The 21,395-nt window shown below is 51.4% G+C and carries 18 protein-coding genes and 1 CRISPR repeat array; of the genes, 1 reads left to right on the forward strand and 17 read right to left on the reverse strand.

Annotated elements, in window-relative coordinates; all coding sequences use genetic code 11:
• Positions 1-4: 4 nt before the first annotated feature.
• The 14 genes from GTO91_RS12910 to GTO91_RS12975 all read right to left on the reverse strand — a co-directional run bounded on the left by GTO91_RS12910 (position 5) and on the right by GTO91_RS12975 (position 15,168).
• Complete coding sequence (locus tag GTO91_RS12910; RefSeq protein WP_161259140.1) at positions 5-1,093, reverse strand: RAMP superfamily CRISPR-associated protein; 1,089 nt, start codon at positions 1,091-1,093, stop codon at positions 5-7.
• Positions 1,086-1,973, reverse strand: coding sequence for an RAMP superfamily CRISPR-associated protein (locus GTO91_RS12915; protein WP_161259141.1), 888 nt, complete (start codon positions 1,971-1,973; stop codon positions 1,086-1,088). The genes GTO91_RS12910 and GTO91_RS12915 overlap by 8 nt, the downstream gene beginning before the upstream one ends.
• Positions 1,966-2,793: a type III CRISPR-associated RAMP protein Csx7 gene (csx7, locus tag GTO91_RS12920; protein WP_161259142.1), complete on the reverse strand. Its 828-nt coding sequence runs from the start codon at positions 2,791-2,793 to the stop codon at positions 1,966-1,968. The genes GTO91_RS12915 and csx7 overlap by 8 nt, the downstream gene beginning before the upstream one ends.
• Before the next feature lies 1 nt (position 2,794).
• Positions 2,795-3,223 carry a hypothetical protein gene (locus tag GTO91_RS12925; RefSeq protein ID WP_161259143.1) on the reverse strand — a complete coding sequence of 143 codons (429 nt, stop codon included), beginning with the start codon at positions 3,221-3,223 and terminating at the stop codon, positions 2,795-2,797.
• A 2-nt stretch (positions 3,224-3,225) separates the two neighbouring features.
• Complete coding sequence (locus tag GTO91_RS12930; protein ID WP_161259144.1) at positions 3,226-4,419, reverse strand: hypothetical protein; 1,194 nt, start codon at positions 4,417-4,419, stop codon at positions 3,226-3,228.
• Positions 4,404-5,021 carry an RAMP superfamily CRISPR-associated protein gene (locus tag GTO91_RS12935; protein ID WP_161259145.1) on the reverse strand — a complete coding sequence of 206 codons (618 nt, stop codon included), beginning with the start codon at positions 5,019-5,021 and terminating at the stop codon, positions 4,404-4,406. Before GTO91_RS12935 ends, GTO91_RS12930 begins: the two co-directional genes overlap by 16 nt.
• On the reverse strand, positions 5,018-7,324 hold the full coding sequence (locus GTO91_RS12940) for a Cas10/Cmr2 second palm domain-containing protein (RefSeq protein WP_161259146.1): 2,307 nt from the start codon (positions 7,322-7,324) through the stop codon (positions 5,018-5,020). Before GTO91_RS12940 ends, GTO91_RS12935 begins: the two co-directional genes overlap by 4 nt.
• A gap of 4 nt (positions 7,325-7,328) precedes the next feature.
• Entirely contained in the window at positions 7,329-8,675 is a 1,347-nt protein-coding gene (locus GTO91_RS12945) for a CRISPR-associated DxTHG motif protein (RefSeq protein WP_161259147.1), read from the reverse strand.
• A gap of 3 nt (positions 8,676-8,678) precedes the next feature.
• On the reverse strand, positions 8,679-10,202 hold the full coding sequence (locus tag GTO91_RS12950; RefSeq protein WP_161259148.1) for a TIGR02710 family CRISPR-associated CARF protein: 1,524 nt from the start codon (positions 10,200-10,202) through the stop codon (positions 8,679-8,681).
• A 1,663-nt stretch (positions 10,203-11,865) separates the two neighbouring features.
• The gene (cas2, locus tag GTO91_RS12955) at positions 11,866-12,144 is read right to left on the reverse strand and encodes a CRISPR-associated endonuclease Cas2 (protein ID WP_161259149.1); all 279 of its coding nucleotides are present in this window, start codon (positions 12,142-12,144) and stop codon (positions 11,866-11,868) included.
• Positions 12,145-12,209: 65 nt separating this feature from the next.
• Positions 12,210-13,469 (reverse strand): CRISPR-associated endonuclease Cas1, encoded by a 1,260-nt coding sequence (gene cas1, locus GTO91_RS12960; RefSeq protein ID WP_161259150.1) that lies wholly within the window; start codon positions 13,467-13,469, stop codon positions 12,210-12,212.
• Between the two features lie 7 nt (positions 13,470-13,476).
• Positions 13,477-13,791, reverse strand: coding sequence for a CRISPR-associated protein Cas4 (locus GTO91_RS12965; protein WP_161259151.1), 315 nt, complete (start codon positions 13,789-13,791; stop codon positions 13,477-13,479).
• 238 nt (positions 13,792-14,029) lie between these two features.
• The gene (gene cas6 / locus GTO91_RS12970) at positions 14,030-14,896 is read right to left on the reverse strand and encodes a CRISPR-associated endoribonuclease Cas6 (protein WP_161259152.1); all 867 of its coding nucleotides are present in this window, start codon (positions 14,894-14,896) and stop codon (positions 14,030-14,032) included.
• Positions 14,897-14,976: 80 nt separating this feature from the next.
• Positions 14,977-15,168 (reverse strand): hypothetical protein, encoded by a 192-nt coding sequence (locus GTO91_RS12975; RefSeq protein ID WP_161259153.1) that lies wholly within the window; start codon positions 15,166-15,168, stop codon positions 14,977-14,979.
• A 172-nt stretch (positions 15,169-15,340) separates the two neighbouring features.
• A CRISPR array of direct repeats spans positions 15,341-15,674; the repeat unit is 37 nt; unit sequence ATTTCAATTCCCTACGGGAATTATCGTCTTCTGAGAC.
• Between the two features lie 645 nt (positions 15,675-16,319).
• Here GTO91_RS12975 and GTO91_RS12980 point away from each other — a divergent pair.
• Positions 16,320-17,567 (forward strand): IS110 family RNA-guided transposase, encoded by a 1,248-nt coding sequence (locus GTO91_RS12980; protein WP_161259154.1) that lies wholly within the window; start codon positions 16,320-16,322, stop codon positions 17,565-17,567.
• Positions 17,568-18,934: 1,367 nt separating this feature from the next.
• Here GTO91_RS12980 and cas2 (GTO91_RS12985) read toward each other — a convergent pair.
• The 3 genes from cas2 (GTO91_RS12985) to cas2 (GTO91_RS12995) form a co-directional block, all read right to left on the reverse strand.
• On the reverse strand, positions 18,935-19,198 hold the full coding sequence (gene cas2, locus GTO91_RS12985; protein ID WP_328793809.1) for a CRISPR-associated endonuclease Cas2: 264 nt from the start codon (positions 19,196-19,198) through the stop codon (positions 18,935-18,937).
• 90 nt (positions 19,199-19,288) lie between these two features.
• Positions 19,289-20,188, reverse strand: a complete 900-nt coding sequence (cas1, locus tag GTO91_RS12990; RefSeq protein WP_161259156.1) for a CRISPR-associated endonuclease Cas1 — start codon at positions 20,186-20,188, stop codon at positions 19,289-19,291.
• Between the two features lie 899 nt (positions 20,189-21,087).
• Positions 21,088-21,366, reverse strand: a complete 279-nt coding sequence (gene cas2, locus GTO91_RS12995; RefSeq protein WP_161259157.1) for a CRISPR-associated endonuclease Cas2 — start codon at positions 21,364-21,366, stop codon at positions 21,088-21,090.
• Between the last annotated feature and the right edge of the window lie 29 nt (positions 21,367-21,395).

Consider the following 21,395-nt stretch of genomic DNA (forward strand, 5'->3'; position numbering starts at 1 on the left):
CCCCTTAGTAACCAGGTGCAGTCCACTGAGGCCCTGCAATATTCCCCGATAGAATTTCACGAAGGCGCCGGACATTTGCCTGAATATCCTTGTCTTTGATTTCACGCCCATAATCGCGGGCCATCTGTATCAGCGTCTCCTTTTTTGGTAGCGGCCTCAAGTACGGCCGGTCAGGGGGCGCCGACTGAAGTATGTTCATTTGAATCGTGCCAAAATAGGCCGGTTTTCCATAGCCCACACGAAGCCTGATTTCTCCGTCCAGCCCCAATGCAAATATGAGGAGCGAAAGCTCTTCATGCGATAGGTTTTGTAAGACGATTTCTCCCCGCAAAACCGCACCTTCCGGAATCACTTCGTATGGGAGTTCTCCCTTACGCAATGGCCCTTGCAGATAAACCTTGCGTCCTCGGAACAAAATCGACCGGAATTTTGGCGCTTTGCTTCGCGCTGTAAACCACTCATCCTTAGTACATACTGGACATTTCTCGGGGCCACCGCATTCTACCTGTTCGAATACACGGCAGTAGTAGAGCCGTTCGTTTCCGGCGTCGCTTCGTTTGTCCGGATAATTTTTAAACGGCCTTTCAAAAAAGGGCATGTTCTCAACCCTTGTTTCCTGCTGTCCTTGAAGTGAAAATTCCCCAAAATGCACTTTCCCCTTGTAACTCTCGCGTCCCCGCATCAGCCCAAAAATACGGCAACTGATGCAGGCGGACCGTGACGAGCATTCCTCCAGCATACCCTTAGGGAGCGCTCGGCCCAGATCCCTGTTGGGCAACGCCAGCAGACAGCTGCGCGAGGCCGATTCCGCCAAACTGCGCACAACGCCTTTGATTGAAGAGCCGGGAATGACGATGTTTGCAGCTCGACGGACATGAGCCCGGGCCAACTGATCGTCTACTAGGCGATATCCCCCGCTACCCACATGAACGGGACTGAGAATGTTCATTTCAAGTATCAATCGTCCGCTGAAGTTGCTTTCTTCCAAGCGATTATGCGGAGTAGCAGGCTTGCGGTCAGAAGCTGCCAATGACAAGAGCGGGACAAACGTATAGGGCTTGTTTTTTAACAGTGTGTACTGGCCCTTAGCCACCGCGAACCACCTCTTTTTGCTTGCGCTGGAGGTTTTCCATAGACTCACGCAGGTCCAAGGGCAGTTTCATCAGCCAATCGTACCCCGATAGCGTCGTTTCCCATCGATATCCTTTTTTTGTATATAAGAGCCCCTCACAGGCGACTTCGTCCTTTTGATCACCATCTTCATACCCCACAATCCGGTTCCTTACTTCGTCAGCAGACTTATAGTGCCGGTAATCGCGGATGGACACCTCTGCATTCGCGACCTGTACTCGTCCGTACCCACGCGTCGTAGCCGTCCCTAGAAGCATATATCCTTCATCGAGATCCTTTAATAGATAGCCAAAGAGCATCAACTGCCAGCATGCAAAGTTTGTTATGACGACTTCGGCAGCGAAAGTGCCTTCCTCAACCACCTCTGGATTAAACAGCCCTTTTCCCTGAGCACCACCGGTGATCCGGTTGATCATGACATGGCTTCTTTCTCCCATCATAAGAGGCTCCCCATCGACAGGAAAGGCATCTCTAAAGGCGGCCCGACCGGCAAGGTATTGCTGTCCGAACAGTTGGATCACTGGGTCAGACAAATAGTAGCGCTGCCTGCCGTCACGGTTTTTCATTTTATCTTTCCAAGCATTATCCCCCAGCGGCAACACTTTCATATCTAAACCACGAAGGATCGCGCTGATCACCTGTTCCGCCCGGTTGCGAAAGACGCCTTTGAGGCTGGAACCGGGGATAAACGGCTGTGACTTGCTTCCGTTTCGTGTGCGCACAAATCGCATATCCGGCAAGAGAGGATCGAGTCCTGGTTCAGACGGCCCCTTGATCAAAAGTGGGGAGGCTGTTTTCAGTTGAAAAGTGCAACGGGCCTCGTTCCGCAGTTCCTTAAACAACCATATCACCTCCCAGTTCCAAACCTACCTTTTTACCTGCGTCCACGAAAGGGATACTCTCAATGCCTGCCCAGCCCTTTTGAAGATATTGTTTAAAGTTGCTCGCGTCTAGTCGGGACACCTGCACGTTTGTCAACCGGACGCGTCCAAGCCCGCGAGTGGTGCCTCCACCAAGCGCAATTTCCCCGTGTACAAAGGGCGTCAAACTCAGCAACGTGTTGTACCACTGCGGTTCCGATAGGTTATCCATAAGAACCTGCCAGTGGAAAGCCGTACCCGCTGGAACGACTTCTATCTCATAAAAACGTCCCGTCATCGCCGTACGGGTGTCTCGGTCGATGGAAACGCCCGGTCGGATCTCATAAAAACCAACCCACGTCGACTCGTCTAACAACAAGTCCCGCACCCTTAGACGCCCCGCGAAATGCTGAGAGCCGAAAAGACGGCAAACGGAGCAAAGGCAATTGTATATTTCTTCGGCAGCCCGCAGCGCATCCTTTGAGTACTCCTTTTTGATTCTTCGGGCGTCATCATGGCTTAGACAGGGGTTTGTCAGTACATTACAGGGCGCGACGCCAACCGCTTCACCCCATTGCCCCAAGATGCGTTCACTAAAGGTCCGCCAAACCCCTTTAAACGAGGAACCCGGGATATAGGGCATTCCAAAAGCATCTCGAAGGACGGGATTGTCCAATGTAGTTGGATCTGCAGCAGTATTGCCGGCACCGATATGTAATGGTGTCTCCGTAATCAGGCGACCATTCAATCGATATCGGTTTGTAAACTGGTGAAAGAGATCGCTGTTACTGTCACGTCCCATACTATTCCCCCCTTGGCGATTGAGCCTCAATATACTTGACCCGCCAACCCAAAAAGCCAAAATAATAGGCCAGGACTTTTAGCGTAAAGGATTTGTCCTTGGAGCCTTTCGATTCGGCCAGTTTTACAACCGCATCAATCTCGTCGAGTAAACACAAACCAAACTCTCGGCCATTATGGAAGGAGCCACGCCACGATTTGCCCTGGTTATCCCGGCCGATTTGGTAACGGATAAAGGATTTCAGTTCCAATACACAGTCGGACATCGCCGCCAAATCTACGAGGTTTCGGATTTGTTTATATCCCAAATCATTTGGCTTTTTCTTGTCTTCTGTAAAAAACGCATCCGCCCGGCGAACAAGGTCCTCTTTCAGTTCAGCAAGGAGCAATCGTTCCGCGATCTCTTCTTGTACCGCTTCCTGCCTCGCCATGCTTACTTTCCTCCATTCCAATGAAAATCATCACAGACAGAAACTGCACCATACCCATCGCTCGTACGGCAACCAAGGCCGTTCATCTCGATTTCGTACAGTTTTTGAATCAAATCATCATCTGCCGCTCCCGGTACAGCGAAGACAAACACGCTTCCTGCCGTGAGATACAGTTCGCTAGGTCGACGCAACGCTGATGATGCAGAGGTGTCAAAACCGCCTCTCATCGTATAATCGGCGAGCACCAGCACCGTCTCCAAACCAGGCAGGCCACAAAGCACCCTGCTGGCCAACTGCGTTTGCAGCCGCTTTGTCGACCGGTACTCTTCACACCCGTCGTCCACGTCCTCCGGGGTCGACTGGGGAATCGTCTCGGACAACAGCGTCAGGGAAAAGTACGTCTTTTGCTCGGCGGGGTAAAGGAACCTGTTTTCCCGTAGATAACGGTTAAAGGATTCCAAGCGCTTGGCAAGTGCCTTTACCGCCTCATGATCGGCCTTCGACCCTTCTGCAGCTTTGCCGGTTTGGACAAACTGGGTCTGCACCCGGCCCAAACCGACACTGGTCTTGGCGCCCACACGCATCTCTGTTAATGACCAATTCAACGTCATATCCCCAGGGGCCGTAATCGTGGAAGCGAAATGCTGCCCTGTACTGACCGCCCGAATGGCGAACAACTGGCCATCTTGGGAAGTGCCGCGGTAGGGATCGACGGCTAACCGCATCATTAATCGGCGAGAGACATGAGCATCCATGAGCCCGCTACATCGTTCGGCTCTTCCAGGTTGCTCCGGTTTTCCTTGAGAACAGACCGGACATACTACCCTGTCGCCTTTTAATAGCGCCAGCAGTCCATCAAAGACCCCATGATCCTCTTTGGTTTTACATCGGTAGGCGGACATGGGGGCCATACGAGCGCCAGGCGGATAGGCATGGCTAAAGGTAATCTTATCGAAGTGCTGACACCAATTCTTCCATGTACAGGAAAGGCAGTCATCTGCACCTTCATAGGCAACCCAGTTCAGACGCTCCCTACCGAGGGCATAAGGGCAACAGGCTGTTATTTCTCGCGCCACAGCTGCACGAATCAATGCACCCGGTATAAAGTCCCGAGAAGGAAGAAAGTACCCTCCCGGCTCCTTGCGATCTCCAGCCAACAGCGGTGAGGTCAGGTGGACTATCAATTGGTGTTGCACGCATTCGCCACCTCCTCCACCGCGATCACTTCCATCCATCCACTTCCGCGGCTTTTCCCAAATCCCATGGCATATTCAAAGGAAAAACCTGCGCGAATGGCCTCGATGATGGCACTGTAATGGTCCAACGGGACATGGCCCGCAATCTGTCCTTGATAGAGGTTTCCTCTGTATCCAGCCATTTCGGCGGAATACAGGGAATGCTCCTGTGCCACATGGCGGTATCGGTCCATCGCAATTCCATATCGGATCATCGGCGGTAACGTCTGTCCGGGATGAACCGGGCGCGCATCATCAAAACTCAGCACGCCGCGTTGGTTGCCTTCCCGGCCAAAAATTAAACAAAGAAGACACCGGCAGTCCACTTCCGGTTGATGACTGCACTCCCCGAGCACGCCACCTTCCAGCAAAGCCCGCACGGCGGCTTTTAGGCGGCCTTTAATCGTAGAGCCAGGAATGACGGGAAGATCTGATTTGCCGTCCAAATCCTTATCACGATAGAAACTCTTGTTGACAAACCCTTGATGACCTGTGCCTGTACCGATATGAAGAGGGGTTATCTGCTGGATCGTATATGTAAGCCGAAGGAAACGCATCTTCATTGTCTGTCACCGCCCTCCTCACCAACGTAGTTCCATAGTTCCACCACATCGACCCAGGGACATACATAGCATTCTCCCTGTCTGATGTACATGGATGGTTGGGCAGCTTCGCCTACCCCTTTCCCAACCAGAGTGCTCCATACGTGATCGATGACCTGCCGATTTTGTTCATCGGCACGGGCATACTGATACTTGAAAAAAAGCTGCCCATATCTGAGCGGTTCCACGATGGCTGTTTCCCTCAAGCGGTAAAACCATCCCCTCCCCGGGGATGCTGGATTTGTCTGTAGTTCTTTCACTGCCTGCAAGAAGCGCTCCAGTTCTGAAAAGGTAAAGGGACGCCTGGACAATTTGCTGCCGTCTTCTTTCTCCAACGTGTGTTTTCGGTATGATTTAATATCGTCTTCAAAAGTCGCATAAGCGGACATTGCAGCAACATCGACTGTTCCTTCGGCGTCTTTGCCGGAATGGGAGATGTCCTCCCGGGCTCTTTCTTTTGCCGTTTTCAACAATGTGGTGGAGAGTTCAAAAAGGTAGCGAACGGGGGTCTTATGGTGCGCCAAAATAACACCTATAGACATGGTCGGTCCCAGGGCGCCGCTAGAGTGGTTTGCGAACAAACGATTAAAATATCTTCCCAAGTCCAGGGACAGTTTCAGCGCTGTCTGGGCCGGCGCAATGAGAAATATATCATCGCCGCCTAAGGCAATAATTTCGACCGCCTTGTCTTCCAGCAAGGCATGATTTTTGTCCAATGCCGTAAAGGTAGCAGTAAAAGCAGCGCCTTCACTGAATTGGCTCAGATAACGCAAATGTGAAAGCCGATTGCAGCTGCCAAAGAGCGGCCCGAAGTTGTTGCCGTCGCCATAGATGACGGCAATATCGTTGTTTTGGTCGGCAATATCCCCCAAGTCATTGGCGCTGTTTATCTGGACATCATGAGCACCCACCGTGGTTCTACCCAGGGATCGGTATTTGCGGTATTCTCCATAGGCCTCACTGAAAGAAAACCGCCCGAACTTTCGTCCGACGAGCTGTTTTCGATAGCAGGATGAACAAAGTGCTCGCTCTTCATCTGCAAATGCCCAATTGTGGCGAGCGGGACGGATGGCGCAAGAATGACAAAGGGAAGCGGCATTCCCTATTTTGTCTTGAATGCCCTCCTCCGTTTCCCATTGACGTTCAAAGGGGGCACTAAAATTGATATCTCCCTGGTGACGATGAATGGCCGGGATCATGGCACCCCTTCGCTGAACCATTTCATTCTCCAGGGATATGTTGAGCAACTTATAATCGGTCAACGCGGTGACGCCAACGGTTTGAAACACACCGACGGCCCTGGCCGTCAAGCAGACTTCCCCATGTACCTGTTCAATAAACCGAGCGACTGTCGGCCCTTTTCCTGCCGGGACAATCGCCATGATGTTGCCGCCCCCGGTATAGACGATACCCTCAGGGGTTATGCCCGGGTGGCTGACAAAAAAGTGTTCATATCGGCGCCGGTTGATATCGTCTAGCAAGATACTGGCGCCGCGAATCTCGCTAATGCGATTGCTTTCCAAATAATATTCTTTGATTTTTACGGCGCCGCCCTTTACCACATCAACCTGCGGGAGATCTGACAAATCATCTTCTGATGTACTGCCGTAACCGGCAACCATCCCGGCTGCTTTCCAGGCTTGAAGGATCCTGGGAGCTATATCCTCTGGTTCACTCAGAAAAGGCCTTACGCTGCCGAAGGTTGCAAGATCCTGTTCGGATAGGAAGTAATGGCTCCCCGCAAGGAGTGCCCTCCGCCGCCACTTCGGCCATTCATGGTCTTCGTCCAAAAAGGGAGACGCCAGCGCGAAGAAGACCCCAGTGCGGATCATTTGTCTGTCGGCCAATCGCCAACAGATTGGCCCATCTCCCTCTATCGATTGCCGATTTTTTTTCAAGCCCTTTTCTCTGTTGACATCCCAAAAGGGCAACTCGGGCCAGAGGGCAGCCAAAAGGATCCCATCATGACCAGGTTTGTCCAGACCATTGTCGACAAGCCATACAGACCGGGCAGCATAATCCCGCAGGCTCAAAAATCGCCAGAGCAGTTGTTCCGGAGAGGATCGTTCAGTAAGGACTTTTTCGGCGACCTGTAACCCGGCTTTCACAATTTGTGCCGCTTTTTCACGGGATAAGTGAAAGGCTGTTGACGTAACCGGATCACGCCAGCAAATCTTTTCGGAACATCCTGTTCTTTGACCACTTTCCAGCGGACTTGCAGATAACGGGCTGGTCACGTAGTTTACCCAATCGATACTTTTCAAGTGCTCACCCTCTTGAAATGTTCTGTTCGGTAATCCACTTGTCGGGACTCATCCAGGATGCTTTTAGTTCTACCCAAACTTTTTCTAACTTCTTGCGCCCCTGTTGAAAATTTACATATCGTTCCCCGAAGCCATGATGATGCAGATCGTTTCGGTACAGGCGGATCATTCTCCATGCCTCTGCCAACCACTTCTGATTAGCTGTCAAAGGAATAACCGTTGAACCCTTTATGTACGCATCTTCCAGCAGCGCGAGTCGGCCTTCAATGTATTCTCTGCTAAAACGACGATCATGGCTTGCTGCTTTTAGATACTCTGAAACTAACCCTTGTGTATTTTTATTTCGATGCCAATAGACCACCGTAATAATCCACTCTCGCATCAGTCCTGCAGCGTGGTTAACATGGTCGTTCTCTAGATAGGCGTCAATGAGTGAAACTTGTCTACGAATCTCTGCTTCGTCTAGTGCCAGTCGTTTTTTGATTTGGGCCTTCTCAATCGAAAGTTCCTCTGTAGTAAGGGGCAGTTTTCGTTCCGCGAAATGGCGGTGTACCTCTCCGAATAGCTCTTCCGGCAAAGGCAAGCGCGCGTGAAGGTGCTCAGGTAGCGGTTTCTCAAGCAATTCAGCCAATTCAGCCGCTTCGATTCCGAATTCTACTGGTAGGGCTCGCATGTAAGCGTCACTTACTCGGTTCAGGGTATGTCGTAACTTCACCACAGCCTCATAGTCCGAGGCGTTTGTAGGATTTATCTTATCATCGGCATTTGCTCCCGAATTTCCAGAAAAAGGAGCAAGAAGCAGGGATAATTCCTTTGCCTCCCCAGTATCAAGGAAAATACGAGTCGCATAGGTCCAACGAACCATCTCTAACAAAAGGGAGATATCTACGATGAATGCATCATTGCTGTTTGGTTGTTCTTCCATTCCGTAATACGCCGCTTGCACAGTAACACCACGCAATGCTTGCAGATAAAAAACTGCAGTGAAAAAGAGAAACGCCACGGAACGAAAGGCATGGGTCACATCCAACGTCAACTGACAGTTTGCAGGCACCGTTTGCAGGATGGCTTGCAGGCCCTTCCACAACTCGGCTTCTGATCGTCCCAGCGGGATCTGGACTGGGCGGAGTTTTAGTCCCGGCAAATTCAGTTCTTTTTCAAACCGTGGCAGGGTGATTCGGGCGGCTTCTGGTGTAACCAAAACGATTACTTCTTCCGGGCGTCGCTCATCCGGCAGGAGTTTGAGCAGCGCTGCAGGTGATTGGCAGGCTACTGCGCTTTTGTCTCCCCAATGGTAGGTTTTCGTTTTTGGATTGTTACCTAAAGAGGTCAGCAGTACACGGTTGTCCATCCCTTATACCCCGGTGGCGAATTCACTGGGATGAAAGAATCGGCATCCGTCTTCCATAACGTCTCTGTCAACATCCTCAATTTCGCACCAACGTTGTAAGAGGCGTTCCATCAATGCCCGGTATTTTGAATGGTATTCCCCCTTGTCAGGAAATTGAAATCCATGGGCGTAAAAGCTATGGTTGCGCACGTTCGTCTGACCAGAGAACTTTTGCAGGCGCTCGACGGGCCATGGATCATTTATGATTTGAAGCAGTGCGTAACCGTGACTCAACGCCACGTTGCGCGGCAGTTCGTGCGGGACGACAAGGTTGCTTTGACGCAACAGTTTTTGCATATTCTCTAAAATATCAGTGGGTTCTCCCAGCTTTTGATAGTCAGGGTTCGATGTGTCAAATCCATGCAGCGCCAGCCGTCGCTGGCTTAGTATCTCTGTCATCCGATAGAGGAGCAAGGCCGCCACGTCCAGTCGCTCTTGATTCTCAAGCCGGCACACAGTCCCCCACAGACTAAACACAAGCGCTGAAACAAGAGGCAGATTCTGAAGAATGTCTAAGGTGCCACCCTTGCTCTGACGGTCCATAACAGCAAGTTCCCTCAGTAAGGTCAACTGTCGTTCTAACTTTTCCCGGTATGCCCACAGTCCGTATGCACCTTCACAGCGCTGGTAATTGGTGACACATCGCAGTACCACTTCCATCGCGCTCAGGGCTTCGTTAAAGCGAAAAAGCTCCCATGCACCGTACGCTGCCGCCAAATGCCCCCAAATGCGCAGCCTTCTCGGATCCTCTACCGCATTTTCCATATCTAGAAGAACCGAACCAGCAGCAGCGTAATTCCCTTTCTCCCAGAGCCGCAATGCCGCCCGAATCTCTAAATCTTGATTGACAGAGAGCGGATTTTGAACGCGTAGCAAACGCTCCGTCCCGGCCACTGGCTTGCGAACCTGCCAATCCAACTGACTGCTCACGTAAAAAATGTCGGGATTGCTTAGTACCGCACCGAGCGTCGCGCCAGCGGACATCACTTTTGTTCCCCCGGTTATATCCACTGCAACTCGATGACCAGGCCGAACGTAATAGCGGACTTTTTCGTAAACCCCCGTCATGTCTTCTTTTTCAACCACTACGATATCATACCGCACCAGTGACAGCCCTGTATAAGTTTGTATATCCTCCAGCAAGGCTTTGCTCTCAGGTGTGCAGATAAAGACCGTATGGGTCGGTTTTAACGTCAGAAGGGTCAGCACAATTGGTTCTAACGAAGTGCCAACAGTGGAAATCAATAGGTCATACTGGCATTCCGTTTTTTCGCGTAAATAAAAGAGGCGAGCCACGTGGGGAAAGAGATGCTGGCGGTATTTTTGCTCACGTTCCTCAGGTGTGATGACTTCGTTACGCCAAGCGCTCCACAGATCAGCTACTTTCTTCTCCAATTCACTGATCTCGAATGCGATGTCTTCGTTTTGTAATGGCAATGCTATTGTATCAATGAGCCTTCCGTTCTCTTTGGGCCTTTCGTGGTACAATTTCCTTTCCTCCCTAAACAATATTTTATTCAGAGAAAAACGTCGACCAATGTCGAAATAGCCGTAAAAAACTATAGACCGCCTGAGTGACGGTTTATTCTTGCAGTCAAGTCACGTCATTATGTCGTATACTTCCATCTTTAGACATTCCCATTATCTTTTCTCTATTATTTTCCTTTTTCCTTCCCTGGGGCGAATAGATTTTTCTTTCTGTAATGCAAATGATATCCATCACTCGGAAAGACTGGCGTTACTTTAAGGGATATCTTTCTTTGTCTATAGCAGAGCTGTAACCGGAAGGATACCTTAAAGAAGTTTAAGCTTCTAACGGGGAAACATGAATTCTGTTACAAGACTACCTGACCGACGATGCCTCTGGGTTGTTTCAATTCCCTTCGGGAATTAACCTTTTCCTGTTAAGAAGCGGAGGATGAGTTCAAAGACGAAGAGGATGAAGAGTTTCAATTCCCTACGGGAATTATCGTCTTGTGAGACAGCTGCCTCGGCCCCAACGGTGAATGTCGCCCCAAGATGTTTCAATTCCCTACGGAAATCGTCTTCTGAGACGCCATCCTGGAAAGCCTACGCAACGAAGTCAAAATGTCTCAATTCCCCGCGGGAATTATCGTCTTCTGAGACATCCCGGGAGAGAACGACAAGCTCCTTTACATTTTCCTACCTCCCTATAGAAGCACAACGGGCACAGGCCGGCCAATCGCCCAATTCCTGAATGGTTGGGGCATTCAACTTCTGCACCAAAAACGGCCATTTATAAACCCTCGTCTGATTATGGACGAGGGTTTGGACTCTTTAGGAAGATGTTACCCTTTCTTCCAACCATAGAAACCGAACTAATGTTCTTGCAAAAACCTTTCGTTCCCTACGGGAATTAACCTTTCCTGTTACTAGAAAAAGAGCTGGTCGGTTGCTCAATCCCGGCTACGTTTCAATTCCCTACGGGAATTACCGTCTCTGTTACAGATGCAATGAAAACAATTGAAGTTCTAGGATATATATTTCAATTCCCTACGGGAATTACCGTCTCCTGTTACGGAAGGCAATCTGATCGCCGATCATTACACTAACGAATTTCAATTCCCTACGGGAATTACCGTTTCCTGTTACGCCGAGTACAAGCTATCCCTGACATCGACAGACATATTTCAATTCCCTACGGGAATTACCGTCTCCTGTTACTGGGAGACAGAAACGAGGTGGATAAGCCGATCATCATATTTAAATTCCCTACGGGAATTAAGGTTTCCTGTTACCAAAGATCTGGACTTCATGTGGCCATCCAATCAGTTGACGATATTTCAATTCCCTACGGGAATTATCGTCTCCTATTACACTGTACATCCCCGACAAGTCCCGTGTTGGCTATGAGTTTTAATTCCCTACGGGAATTATCGTATCCTGTTACCTCGCCCCCTTCCAGCAGTTATGCTACAAGCCTTGCAGACACCTTTTGCGAGTGACTCCAAAAATACCTCCAATTTTAGACACCCTTTCCCTCTCCAAACCACTCTAATCCCTGATCTGATCGAATCGAGTGACCCCGGCTTTTCTGTCACTCGCGCGGTAAAATCCAAAAAACCATCCCACTGATCAACACGACATCACTACAAAACTACCACGCCAACCCCTTCCAGTCCATCCCCAATTACAACACAATATCCCCGATCCCGAGCAGTTCCAACTTCCGCCCCAACCGCTCCACATCGTTCTCACAGGCGAGGCACTGGCGATAAAAGATCACGCTGTCTTCATCGCGGTGGATGCGCCGGAGCAGTTTGTGCCGCAGTTCCACGTAATCCTCCATCGTCAGCATCACCTCGAACACGCTCTCCTGCACATGGGTCCCGTAGTCTTTTAGTGTTTTGAACACCTTCATGCGCCGCTTGTCATCGGCGATGTCATAGGTCACGACATAATGCTCCACCTGAGATCACTCCACCTGAAATCACCTGGCCCGAAAGGCTTCATACTGCGGCCATTCCCCTTGCATCACCTTCCCCAGATAGCGCGCCTGGATCTCCATGAGCCGCAGGTAGTTGGCACGATACCCAAAACGGGATGGACCGCCTCCTCGCGGATGCGCGTCTGGTAGGCGCCAAAAAAGCGTTTGCGGCCCCCGTCCTTCAATTGAATGCCGTCAAACACCGGTTCGAAATCGCTCTCTTTGATGATGCCCCGATTGACGACATTCAGCACAACCGAGTCCGCGACGATGGCCCGAAACTCCTCCATCAGGTCCAAGGCCAGGGCGGGACGGCCGTTGCGTTCACAATGGTACAGGCCCAGATAGGGATCCAAACCTGCCCGGATGATCACGTTGATGCAGTCTTTGGTCAGCAGCGAATAGGCGTAGCTCAACAGGGCGTTGACGGGATCGCGGGGCGGCCGGCGGTTGCGCGATGAGAAATCAAAGCCCTCCCCTTGCCGCAACAGCTTGGCAAAGCCGGAGAAATACAAGCGCCCAGCCAGTCCCTCCAGGCCGCGCAGGCTCTCCTTTTCTTCCGCCTCTTTGGCGGCGGCGGCCAGCCCTTCCAACCGCTCCACCACCGATTGGATTAGGTCAATTTTTCTCTCCCGGTTTCCTCGCTGCAAAAAAGTCCGCTGGTTGAGGATTTTTCCGCGCACGATCTCCCGCGCCACCGCCAGCGACTGGCTTTCCAATTCAACAAAGCGAAACTGGGCGCGACGTAAGGGCACGTTTTTGTTCCAATTCGGCTGCAACCAACTGCGCACCCGGCCATGCTCCATCAGGTAAAGCGGAATCCCCAGATCGCTCAGCGCCGACAGCGCCGCGCTGGAAAGCGACGCCGCCTGCCCGATCACCACTTGATCGACGGCCGAAAGGGGCACATCCTTGATCATCTGGCCGTCGGCCTCGATAATCAGCCGCCCCTGCCGCTTTCGCAAGGCGGCTCCCGGTATATCCAGATAGAGCGTCCGGCCCAGATTGCTGCCCGGCGTCGGCCGCCGGGGCGCCGCTTGCGCGCCGGTCAAAAAGGCGCTCTCCTCCGGCATGCAGCGCTCGGCCAGGGCGCAACCCTTGCATTTGGCTTCCGGCACCGAGGACAAGGGTGGCGGCTCTCCCGCCTCGCGGATCGCCCGAGCCGCCGCCAAAGCCTGCAGGGCCGTCTCCCGCAGCGACTCATCGAAAAGCACCTGTCGCCGTTCGGCCGATGCCACGTAATAGACATACCCGTAGCCTACTTCCTGACCGGTGGCTTCCTCCAACAGCAGCCCTTGCAGGCACACCTGCACGTCATCGTTGAGGCGGTGGTCGGCGCTCCCTTTTTAAACTCGACGGGATACATCTCCCCATCGGTCCTTCTAGCACATCCAGGACGCCGCGCAGCCCCAACGATTCGGAAGACAAAAAGACCTGCCGCGTCTGCACCCGCCCGTCGACGCTGCGGGTCCGGCGCTCGTTGCGGCGCTCATCCTGAAAGCGGCCTTCGAGCATGTGATGGTTAGTCTCCTCCGCCCCTTCCACCGCGCGGTAGTAAAAGTTTCGCGGACAAAACAACACTTCCGCCACGGCGGAAACGGGGAGGTATTCGCGATTATCGGTATCCAATGGAAATGGCCTCTTTCATTTATACTCAGTGAAATATGTAGATGTAAAAATCCCTGTTATCAGTTTGCCATTTCCCTTGGTTTGGAATACATCGACTCGCCGGGTTGACACCCGGAGCAAAACCCTTGGATGATTCTTTTTTACGACCGATGAATGTTGACATCATCAGGGCCTCTTTTCACAGGCCGCACATTCCCAAGGGGAATTGAATCATCGTTATCAGCGGGAGAAACAGGCTTTACCGGGAGGCACTCACCGGCCGATCAGTCCGTCTTGCACGTTCGTGATTGGCCACGACAATCCGCGTCTCCCCCATGCCCATGGTACTCTTATAGCCAACGCCGCTGTATTCGGCAAAGCGCGCCAGCGCATTGAAGAGGATGGGACTGACTGGATTCGTCGTGGCGAACTCAAAGACCACATCGCCGACAAAACCAATGATCTTGTAACGGTCAAACTGGTAGAGTTCCGTGCGGATATTGTGCTTGCGGATGCGGATCGCCGCGAATTCATCCGCCAAGGTTTCCGGAAAGGGCACTGGGCTGTATTGGTTCCAGCGGCGAAGGAGGCTGCCGAAAACCAGTTCCGGAATGGGCAATACCATCTGGGTACCCCGCTGTCGAAAACTGGTCGGCGTAAGAAAGCGAAAATGAATCGGGTTCCGACACTCCGATTCCGTGTACAACTCCTCATAGGTTTTTTTCATCACCCGGATGTTGCGGATGACAAGGGGTGCGTTTCCAATCCGGACCGCCTTCCCCTCCCATTCAGCCGCCGCCCGGTCGATTGCCTCGCTCAATCGCTGATCCAGCGAGCCGATGGTGAACCGCCATCGGCAGCCTTCGTTTTGTCCAGTTCCCTCTTTTGGGGAGGACGACGGATTATCGGGAGGAGTAAACATGGGCGTCCGCTGTGCCAGGCTTCGCAGCGTAGAGATGGCAAACGGTTTTCCCTCTTGATCGTGGATCGCCGTTGCTAAGTCAGGGTCGGCGCTTTTGAGCAGATCAAAAAACATGCCGTGAAGTTTTTCTCCGCCTTCTTCCTGGAACGTTGTTTGTGTTGTCTGTTGCGGCGCTTCCAGTTCAAAAATCGCGTTGAGAAGCAAATTTGTCATCTCCTTTCTTATCAAACCGTTCGGTGGTTTTGCTGCACGGTTTCTGTCAATTGTCTATGACGGTTCGGAGATTAGATCTTACTCGGTTTGAGCATCCCCTTTATATCATCTTCCTGGCTCCGTTCCAAGCGTTCAAATCGACGACTCATTTCTTGCTTGAGTGAATTTATTTCACCGCGTATTTCGCTTTCAAGACGATGCTGCCCATCTTTTAAATCCCGTAGTTTCTGAAGCACGAGGTTTTGAAACTCGTTGTCGTTCACGTAAAGACCCCCCCTTAAGGCATTTAAACTGTTCGGCTGTTTCTAGTATATGATGTTTAGTTAACTCGAACTTACCCTTACACTGAGCCTGTTAAACATAGCATGTACCCGCAGGAATTATTGTTTCCTGTCTCCGTTATGCACACCTGACGGCTCCCGTCCATCCTTATTCATTTCGATTCCCTGGGGGAATTATTGTCTTCTGAGACCCGACCTGGCCAAATCAAGGAACTGATCCCTGCATTTTAATTCCCTGCGGGAATTATCGTCTTCTGAGACGAGACAGACGCCCACTTGACCAGGATGAATCAGGCGGTATTTCAATTCCCTACGGGAATTATCATCTTCTGAGACCTTGGAAAAGACCTACGGCATCACTGGCGAGAAAAAAATCGTATTTCAATTCCCTACGGGAATTATCGTCTTCTGAGACGCAAAGGTCTTCGACTTCAAGGATTACGATCTCAAATTTCAATTCCCTACGGGAATTATCGTCTTCTGAGACCTGCAACGGGAGTATCCGCAATAGCGTACCTACGTCAGATTTCAATTCCCTACGGGAATTATCGGTCTTCTGAGACGCCCTACAACATCTTCCAAGCCGTTCGCGTCATCTAATTTCAATTCCCTACGGGAATTATCGTCTTCTTAGACAAGACCCATAGAACTCCGTGCATTTTCAAAGGTTGATCTATTTCAATTCCCTACGGAAATTATCGTCTTCTGAGACGACGTAGACCTGGTTCAGTACTGTGACGTTGGAGGCCAATTTCAATTCCCTACGGGAATTATCGTCTTCTGAGACAAAGTAGGCGCCTATGTTCATCACGAAATGATTTCATTTCAAACCCATATGAGCCCCCGCACACACCCATCCATGAAAATAAATCTCGATATCGGTACTGCTTCTAATTCAAGCAGTATTATGTCTTTTTTGTCGAATATCTCCTTCAACCGCAGCGTTGTAGGACGAGTGGATTGTGCACCTTGAGTGCGTGTTTCAAACTGCACCACAACCCCTGTTTTGGACAACCCCTTTGTGCCTCGGAACCTGTTTTCGATGAGCACGTAAGCCAATTTACCCCGCATTATAGCGGTATTTTAGGGTGTTGTAGCACTGCGGTTACTTTCTTTGAAGGGAGAACTCCCCGATGATCCCTGCTGTTTATCCAGTTATGTGCGGCTTGGATATTCATCGTGCCGCCATCTCCGCCTCCCTGGTGATCGCTCGTGATCAGGAGGAACCTACTGTCATTTCCCGTGACTTTTCGGCCCTAACACCCGGTCTGTTTCAACTCCGCGATTGGCTGCTTGAACATCATTGCCCCGTAGTAGCCATGGAAAGTACCAGCATCTACTGGAAGGCTCCTTATTCTATTTTTTCTGAAGCTGACATCATCCCGTTTGTGCTCAATCCCTTCCACGTAAAAGCGCTTCCTGGCAAAAAATCGGATCAAACGGATGCGCAACGAATTGCCCACTTGGCGATGCACCAGTTGGTTCTCCCCAGCTATGTCCCTCCGGCGGTTATTCAAGACTTGCGCTCATTAACGCGCACCCGTTGGGGGCTCGTGAATGATTTACGCAAAGTCAAGAATACCATCACCCGGATTCTTGACGAGTGTAATATCAAATTCAGCACCGTCGCCTCCGATCTATTCGGGGCTTCCGGTCGGGCCATCCTGGATCTGATTGTTTACAATTCACAGTTCGATCCGCTGTTGCTGGCCCAGTGCGCCAAGGGAAAGCTACGGAAAAAGCTCGATCAACTCGTCGCTGCTTTAACCGGTTATGTGTCTGATACCAAGCGCTACATACTGGATCTTCATCTTCAATCTTTAACGCGCATTGAGCAGGCTCTCAAAAATCTCGAAGAGACGATGAATTTTTACATTCGAACCCATGGTCTCCAATCCTGGCTCGACATTCTTTGTTCCATCCCCGGCGTCAAACGGTTGAGCGCCATCACGATCTTAGCCGAGATCGGCGTTGATTTAAGCGCTTTTCCCACTGCTTCCCACTTTGCTTCCTGGGCCGGTCTTTGTCCTGGAAACAACGTCAGTGCAGGCAAGTCCAAATCGGCTGCTATCCGAAAGGCAAACAAATACCTCAAAACTGCTCTCGTTCAGGTTAGTTGGGCTTCTGTCCGCAAGAAAAAGTCTCCCATGGCTCATCGTTTTCTACACTTGCGGCGACGGCGTGGCACGAACCGGGCATTGATTGCCACCGCTCACAAAATCCTGCGCATTATTTATTCCCTCTTCACTCGCAAAGAGTGGTTTAACCCTGATAAACTTCTGGGCTCTTCACAAACACTGGATTCAATTAGTCCTACGATTGCTTCTGAAACAATTCCTGATTCCAGTGAACTTTCTCCGTCGTTGGTTGCTTTTGATTGAAGACGGAGATGAAGTCTTCTCAGAGCATTCAGAAATTCTCTCACCAACCTCTGATTCTACCGATCAAATATCTTTAAGCACCGTTCCTACGACGACTCCCTACGCGATTTCCAAAGTCTCTGAAGCAACCATTTCATCAGATCTAGAAGATAAATCGAAGGTAAAAACCAAACGCCGCTCCCCAAAGACTTCATCCGAGGAGAAACCCCAATCGGATATTGTTGGTCAAAAAGAAGAGCGTCCTCTTTGCGACGCAGAAGCACCACCTTCTCGCCGCCGAGGACGCCCACCCAAACAACGAACCAAAACGTAATCCCGCACTCCGCCATCGCCTGGTTTCCAAGGTGGCCGCAAGTCACACGTTGTGGCCGCCTTAGTTAAGTGCGCACATTTTTGGTCCGTCACTTAATTTTTTCGTCCTCGATTGTTGTTTTCCTACTTCATAGTAAGAGATTTTTGTTGGTGATACATTGTGGCATGGATTTTTATTTTCAAGCCAATTCCCTACGGGAATTACCGTCTCCTGTTACGTTTTGAGATTAATCAAGAATATATTGATGAAATATTTCAATTCCCTACGGGAATTATCGTCTCCTGTTACTTACATTGATGAAAGAGATGGAGGATGCTGGACAATTTCAATTCCCTACGGGAATTACCGTCTCCTGTTACTCTCGGCTACATGATCGGGCAACAGCGCGATGTCGCATTTCAATTCCCTGCGGGAATTAACGTCTCCTGTTACAAGCAGAAGGAGCAGACTCAGGCAGCGGTGTATTAAATTTCAATTCCCTGCGGGAATTACCGTCTCCTGTTACGAAAAAGACGATGGCGCTCAGCCGGTTGGTATGTCATCCATTTCAATTCCCTGCGGGAATTACCGTCTCCTGTTTCGGGTGGGACCCGGAACGCTACATCGGCCACGTCGGATTTCAATTCCCTGCGGGAATTACCGTCTCCTGTTACCAAAAAACGCCGATTATTCAGAGTTACAACACGTCAACATTTCAATTCCCTACGGGAATTACCGTCTCCTGTAACTAGCGATCCGCGCAAGGCCGGGATCATCCTGGGGAGATTTCAATTCCCTACGGGAATTACCGTCTCCTGTAACCGCACCCCCTCCCAGCCCTTATCCCACAAGCCCTCCCGCCACCTTTTGCGAGCGACTCCAAAAGCGCCCCCAATCTCAATACCCTCCCCCCTTTCAATCCCTCTCCAACCCCTGATTTCATCAGATCGAGCCACCCCCGGCTTTTCTGCCGACCTGCGTCGCTCGCCGGGAAAACCCAAAACACCACCAGCTAGCGCTCAACCTCAGCCCCATTATAAAACTACCACGCCAACTCCTTCCAGTCCATCCCCAATTACAACACAATATCCCCGATCCCGACCAGTTCCACCTTCCGACCCAACCGCTCCACATCGTTCTCACAGGCGCGGCACTGGTGGTAAAAGTTCACGCTGTCTTCATCGCGGTGGATGCGCCGAAGCAGTTTGTGCCGCAGTACCACGTAATCCTCCGTCGTCAGCACCACCTCGAACACGCTCTCCTGCACATGGGTCCCGTAATCCTTCAACGTTTTAAACACCTTTGATCGCCGCTTGTCATCGGCGACGTCGTAGGTCACCACGTAATGCTCCACTTGCGATCACTTCGCATTCCTGGGCCTTGCCCATCATCCGACAAACTCCTCCCAGTTCACCTGGCCCGAAAGGCTTCATACTGCGACCATTCCCCTTGCATCACCTTCCCCAGATAGCGCGCCTGGATCTCCATCCAACCGCAGGTAGTTGGCCCGATACCCGAAAACGGGATGGACAGCCTCCTCGCGGATGCGCGTCTGATAGGCGCCAAAAAAGCGTTTGCGGCCCCCGTCCTTCAATTGAATGCCGTCAAACACCGGTTCGAAATCGCTCTCTTTGATGATGCCCCGATTGACGACATTCAGCACGACCGAGTCGGCGACGATGGCCCGAAACTCCTCCATCATGTCCAAGGCCAGGGCGGACCGGCCGTAGCGCTCACAATGGTACATGCCCAGATAGGGGTCCAAACCCGCCCGGATGATCGCGTTGATGCAGTCTTTGGTCAGCAGCGAATAGGCGTAGCTCAACAGGGCGTTGACGGGATCGCGGGGCGGCCGGCGGTTGCGCGATGCGAAATCAAAGCCCTCCCCTGGCCGCAACAGCTTGGCAAAGCCGGAGAAATACAACCGCCCGGCCAATCCCTCCAGCCCGCGCAGGCTCTCTTTGTCTTCGGCCTCTTTGGCAGCGGCGGCCAGCCCTTCCAACCGCTCCACCACCGATTGGATCCGGTCAATTTTTCTCTCGCGGTTTCCCCGTTGCAAAAAAGTCCGCTGGTTGAGGATTTTTCCGCGCACGATCTCCCGCGCCACCGCCAGCGCCTGGGTTTCCGATTCGGCAAAGCGAAGCTGGGCGCGGCGAAAGGGCACGTTTTTTTCACAATTCGGCTGCAACCAACTGCGCACCCGGCCATGCTCCATTAGATAAAGCGGAATCCCCAGATCGCTCAACGCCGACAGCGCCGCGCTGGAAAGCGACGCCGCCTGTCCGATCACCACATGATTGACCGCCGAAAGGGGCACATCCTTGATCATCTGGCCGTCGGCGCTTCCAGTTCAAAAATCGGTTGAGAAGCAAATTTGTCATCTTCTTTTTTTATCAATATACTCAACGGCAAAGACTTTTAAGTCTCAATTCCCTGTGGGAATTATCTTCTTCTGAGACCTTCGTCGCCGAGCTGTTCAACAAAATCTTTGTCGCCACGTTTCAATTCCCTAAGGGAATTATCGTCATCTGATACTTCTGCAATGCTTGGCAGATTACATCAATGGTGAAATGTTTCTATTCCCTACGGGAATTATCGTCTTTTGATACGCAGAAGTTCGTTCACGTGGTGAACAATAAGTTCCGGTTTCAATTCCCTGCGGGAATTATCGTCTCCTGTTACGGTGGCCGGGGATTCCGCCGGCGTTTTGGGTGTCGCCATTTCAATTCCCTACAGGAATTACCGTCCTGTTACGATGGGCAAGGTGGCTGGGTGGATGCCGAGGGGGTGGATTTCAATTCCCTACGGGAATTACAGTCTCCTGTTACGCCATCATTCGATCCTTAGGAGCGTGATAACGTGAATTTCAATTCCCTACGGGAATTACAGTCTCCTGTTACGCACCGTCACCGTTAACAGCAGAAACCAAACTTTTGCATTTCAATTCCCTACGGGAATTACAGTCTCCTGTTACCGCACCCCCTCCCAGCCCTTACCCCACAAGCCCTCCCGCCACCTTTTGCGAGCGATTCCAATAACACCCCCAATTTCAACACCCTCCCCCCTCTCAATCCCTCCCCAACCCCCGATTCCATTGGATCGAGCCACCCCCAGCTTTTCTGCCGACCTGCGTCGCTCGCGCAGGAAAACACAAACCATAGCCCGCTCACGATCAACCTTAGTCCCAATATAAAACTACCACGCCAACCCCTTCCAGTCCATCCCCAATTACAACACAATATCCCCGATCCCGACCAGTTCCACCTTCCGCCCCAACCGCTCTACATCGTTCTCACAGGCGCGGCACTGGCGGTAAAAGATCACGCTGTCTTCATCGCGGTGGATGCGCCGGAGCAGTTTGTGCCGCAGTGCCACGTAATCCTCCGTCGTCAGCACCACCTCAAACACGCTCTCCTGCACATGGGTCCCATAGTCTTTCAGTGTTTTGAACACCTTCATGCGCCGCTTATCGTCGGCGATGTCATAGGTCACGACGTAATGCTCCACCTGCAACCACTCCGGCCAAAAATCGCGTT

This window comes from Heliomicrobium undosum (assembly GCF_009877425.1).
Classification (GTDB): domain Bacteria; phylum Bacillota; class Desulfitobacteriia; order Heliobacteriales; family Heliobacteriaceae; genus Heliomicrobium; species Heliomicrobium undosum.

Bases quoted from the DNA above. Each gene is read 5' to 3' on its own strand.
- csx7 (WP_161259142.1), bottom strand. From the start codon at position 2,793: ATGGGACGTGACAGTAACAGCGATCTCTTTCACCAGTTTACAAACCGA.
- GTO91_RS12925 (WP_161259143.1), bottom strand. From the start codon at position 3,223: ATGGCGAGGCAGGAAGCGGTACAAGAAGAGATCGCGGAACGATTGCTC.
- GTO91_RS12935 (WP_161259145.1), bottom strand. From the start codon at position 5,021: ATGAAGATGCGTTTCCTTCGGCTTACATATACGATCCAGCAGATAACC.
- GTO91_RS12945 (WP_161259147.1), bottom strand. From the start codon at position 8,675: ATGGACAACCGTGTACTGCTGACCTCTTTAGGTAACAATCCAAAAACG.
- GTO91_RS12980 (WP_161259154.1), top strand. From the start codon at position 16,320: ATGATCCCTGCTGTTTATCCAGTTATGTGCGGCTTGGATATTCATCGT.
- cas1 (WP_161259156.1), bottom strand. From the start codon at position 20,188: ATGATCAAGGATGTGCCCCTTTCGGCGGTCAATCATGTGGTGATCGGA.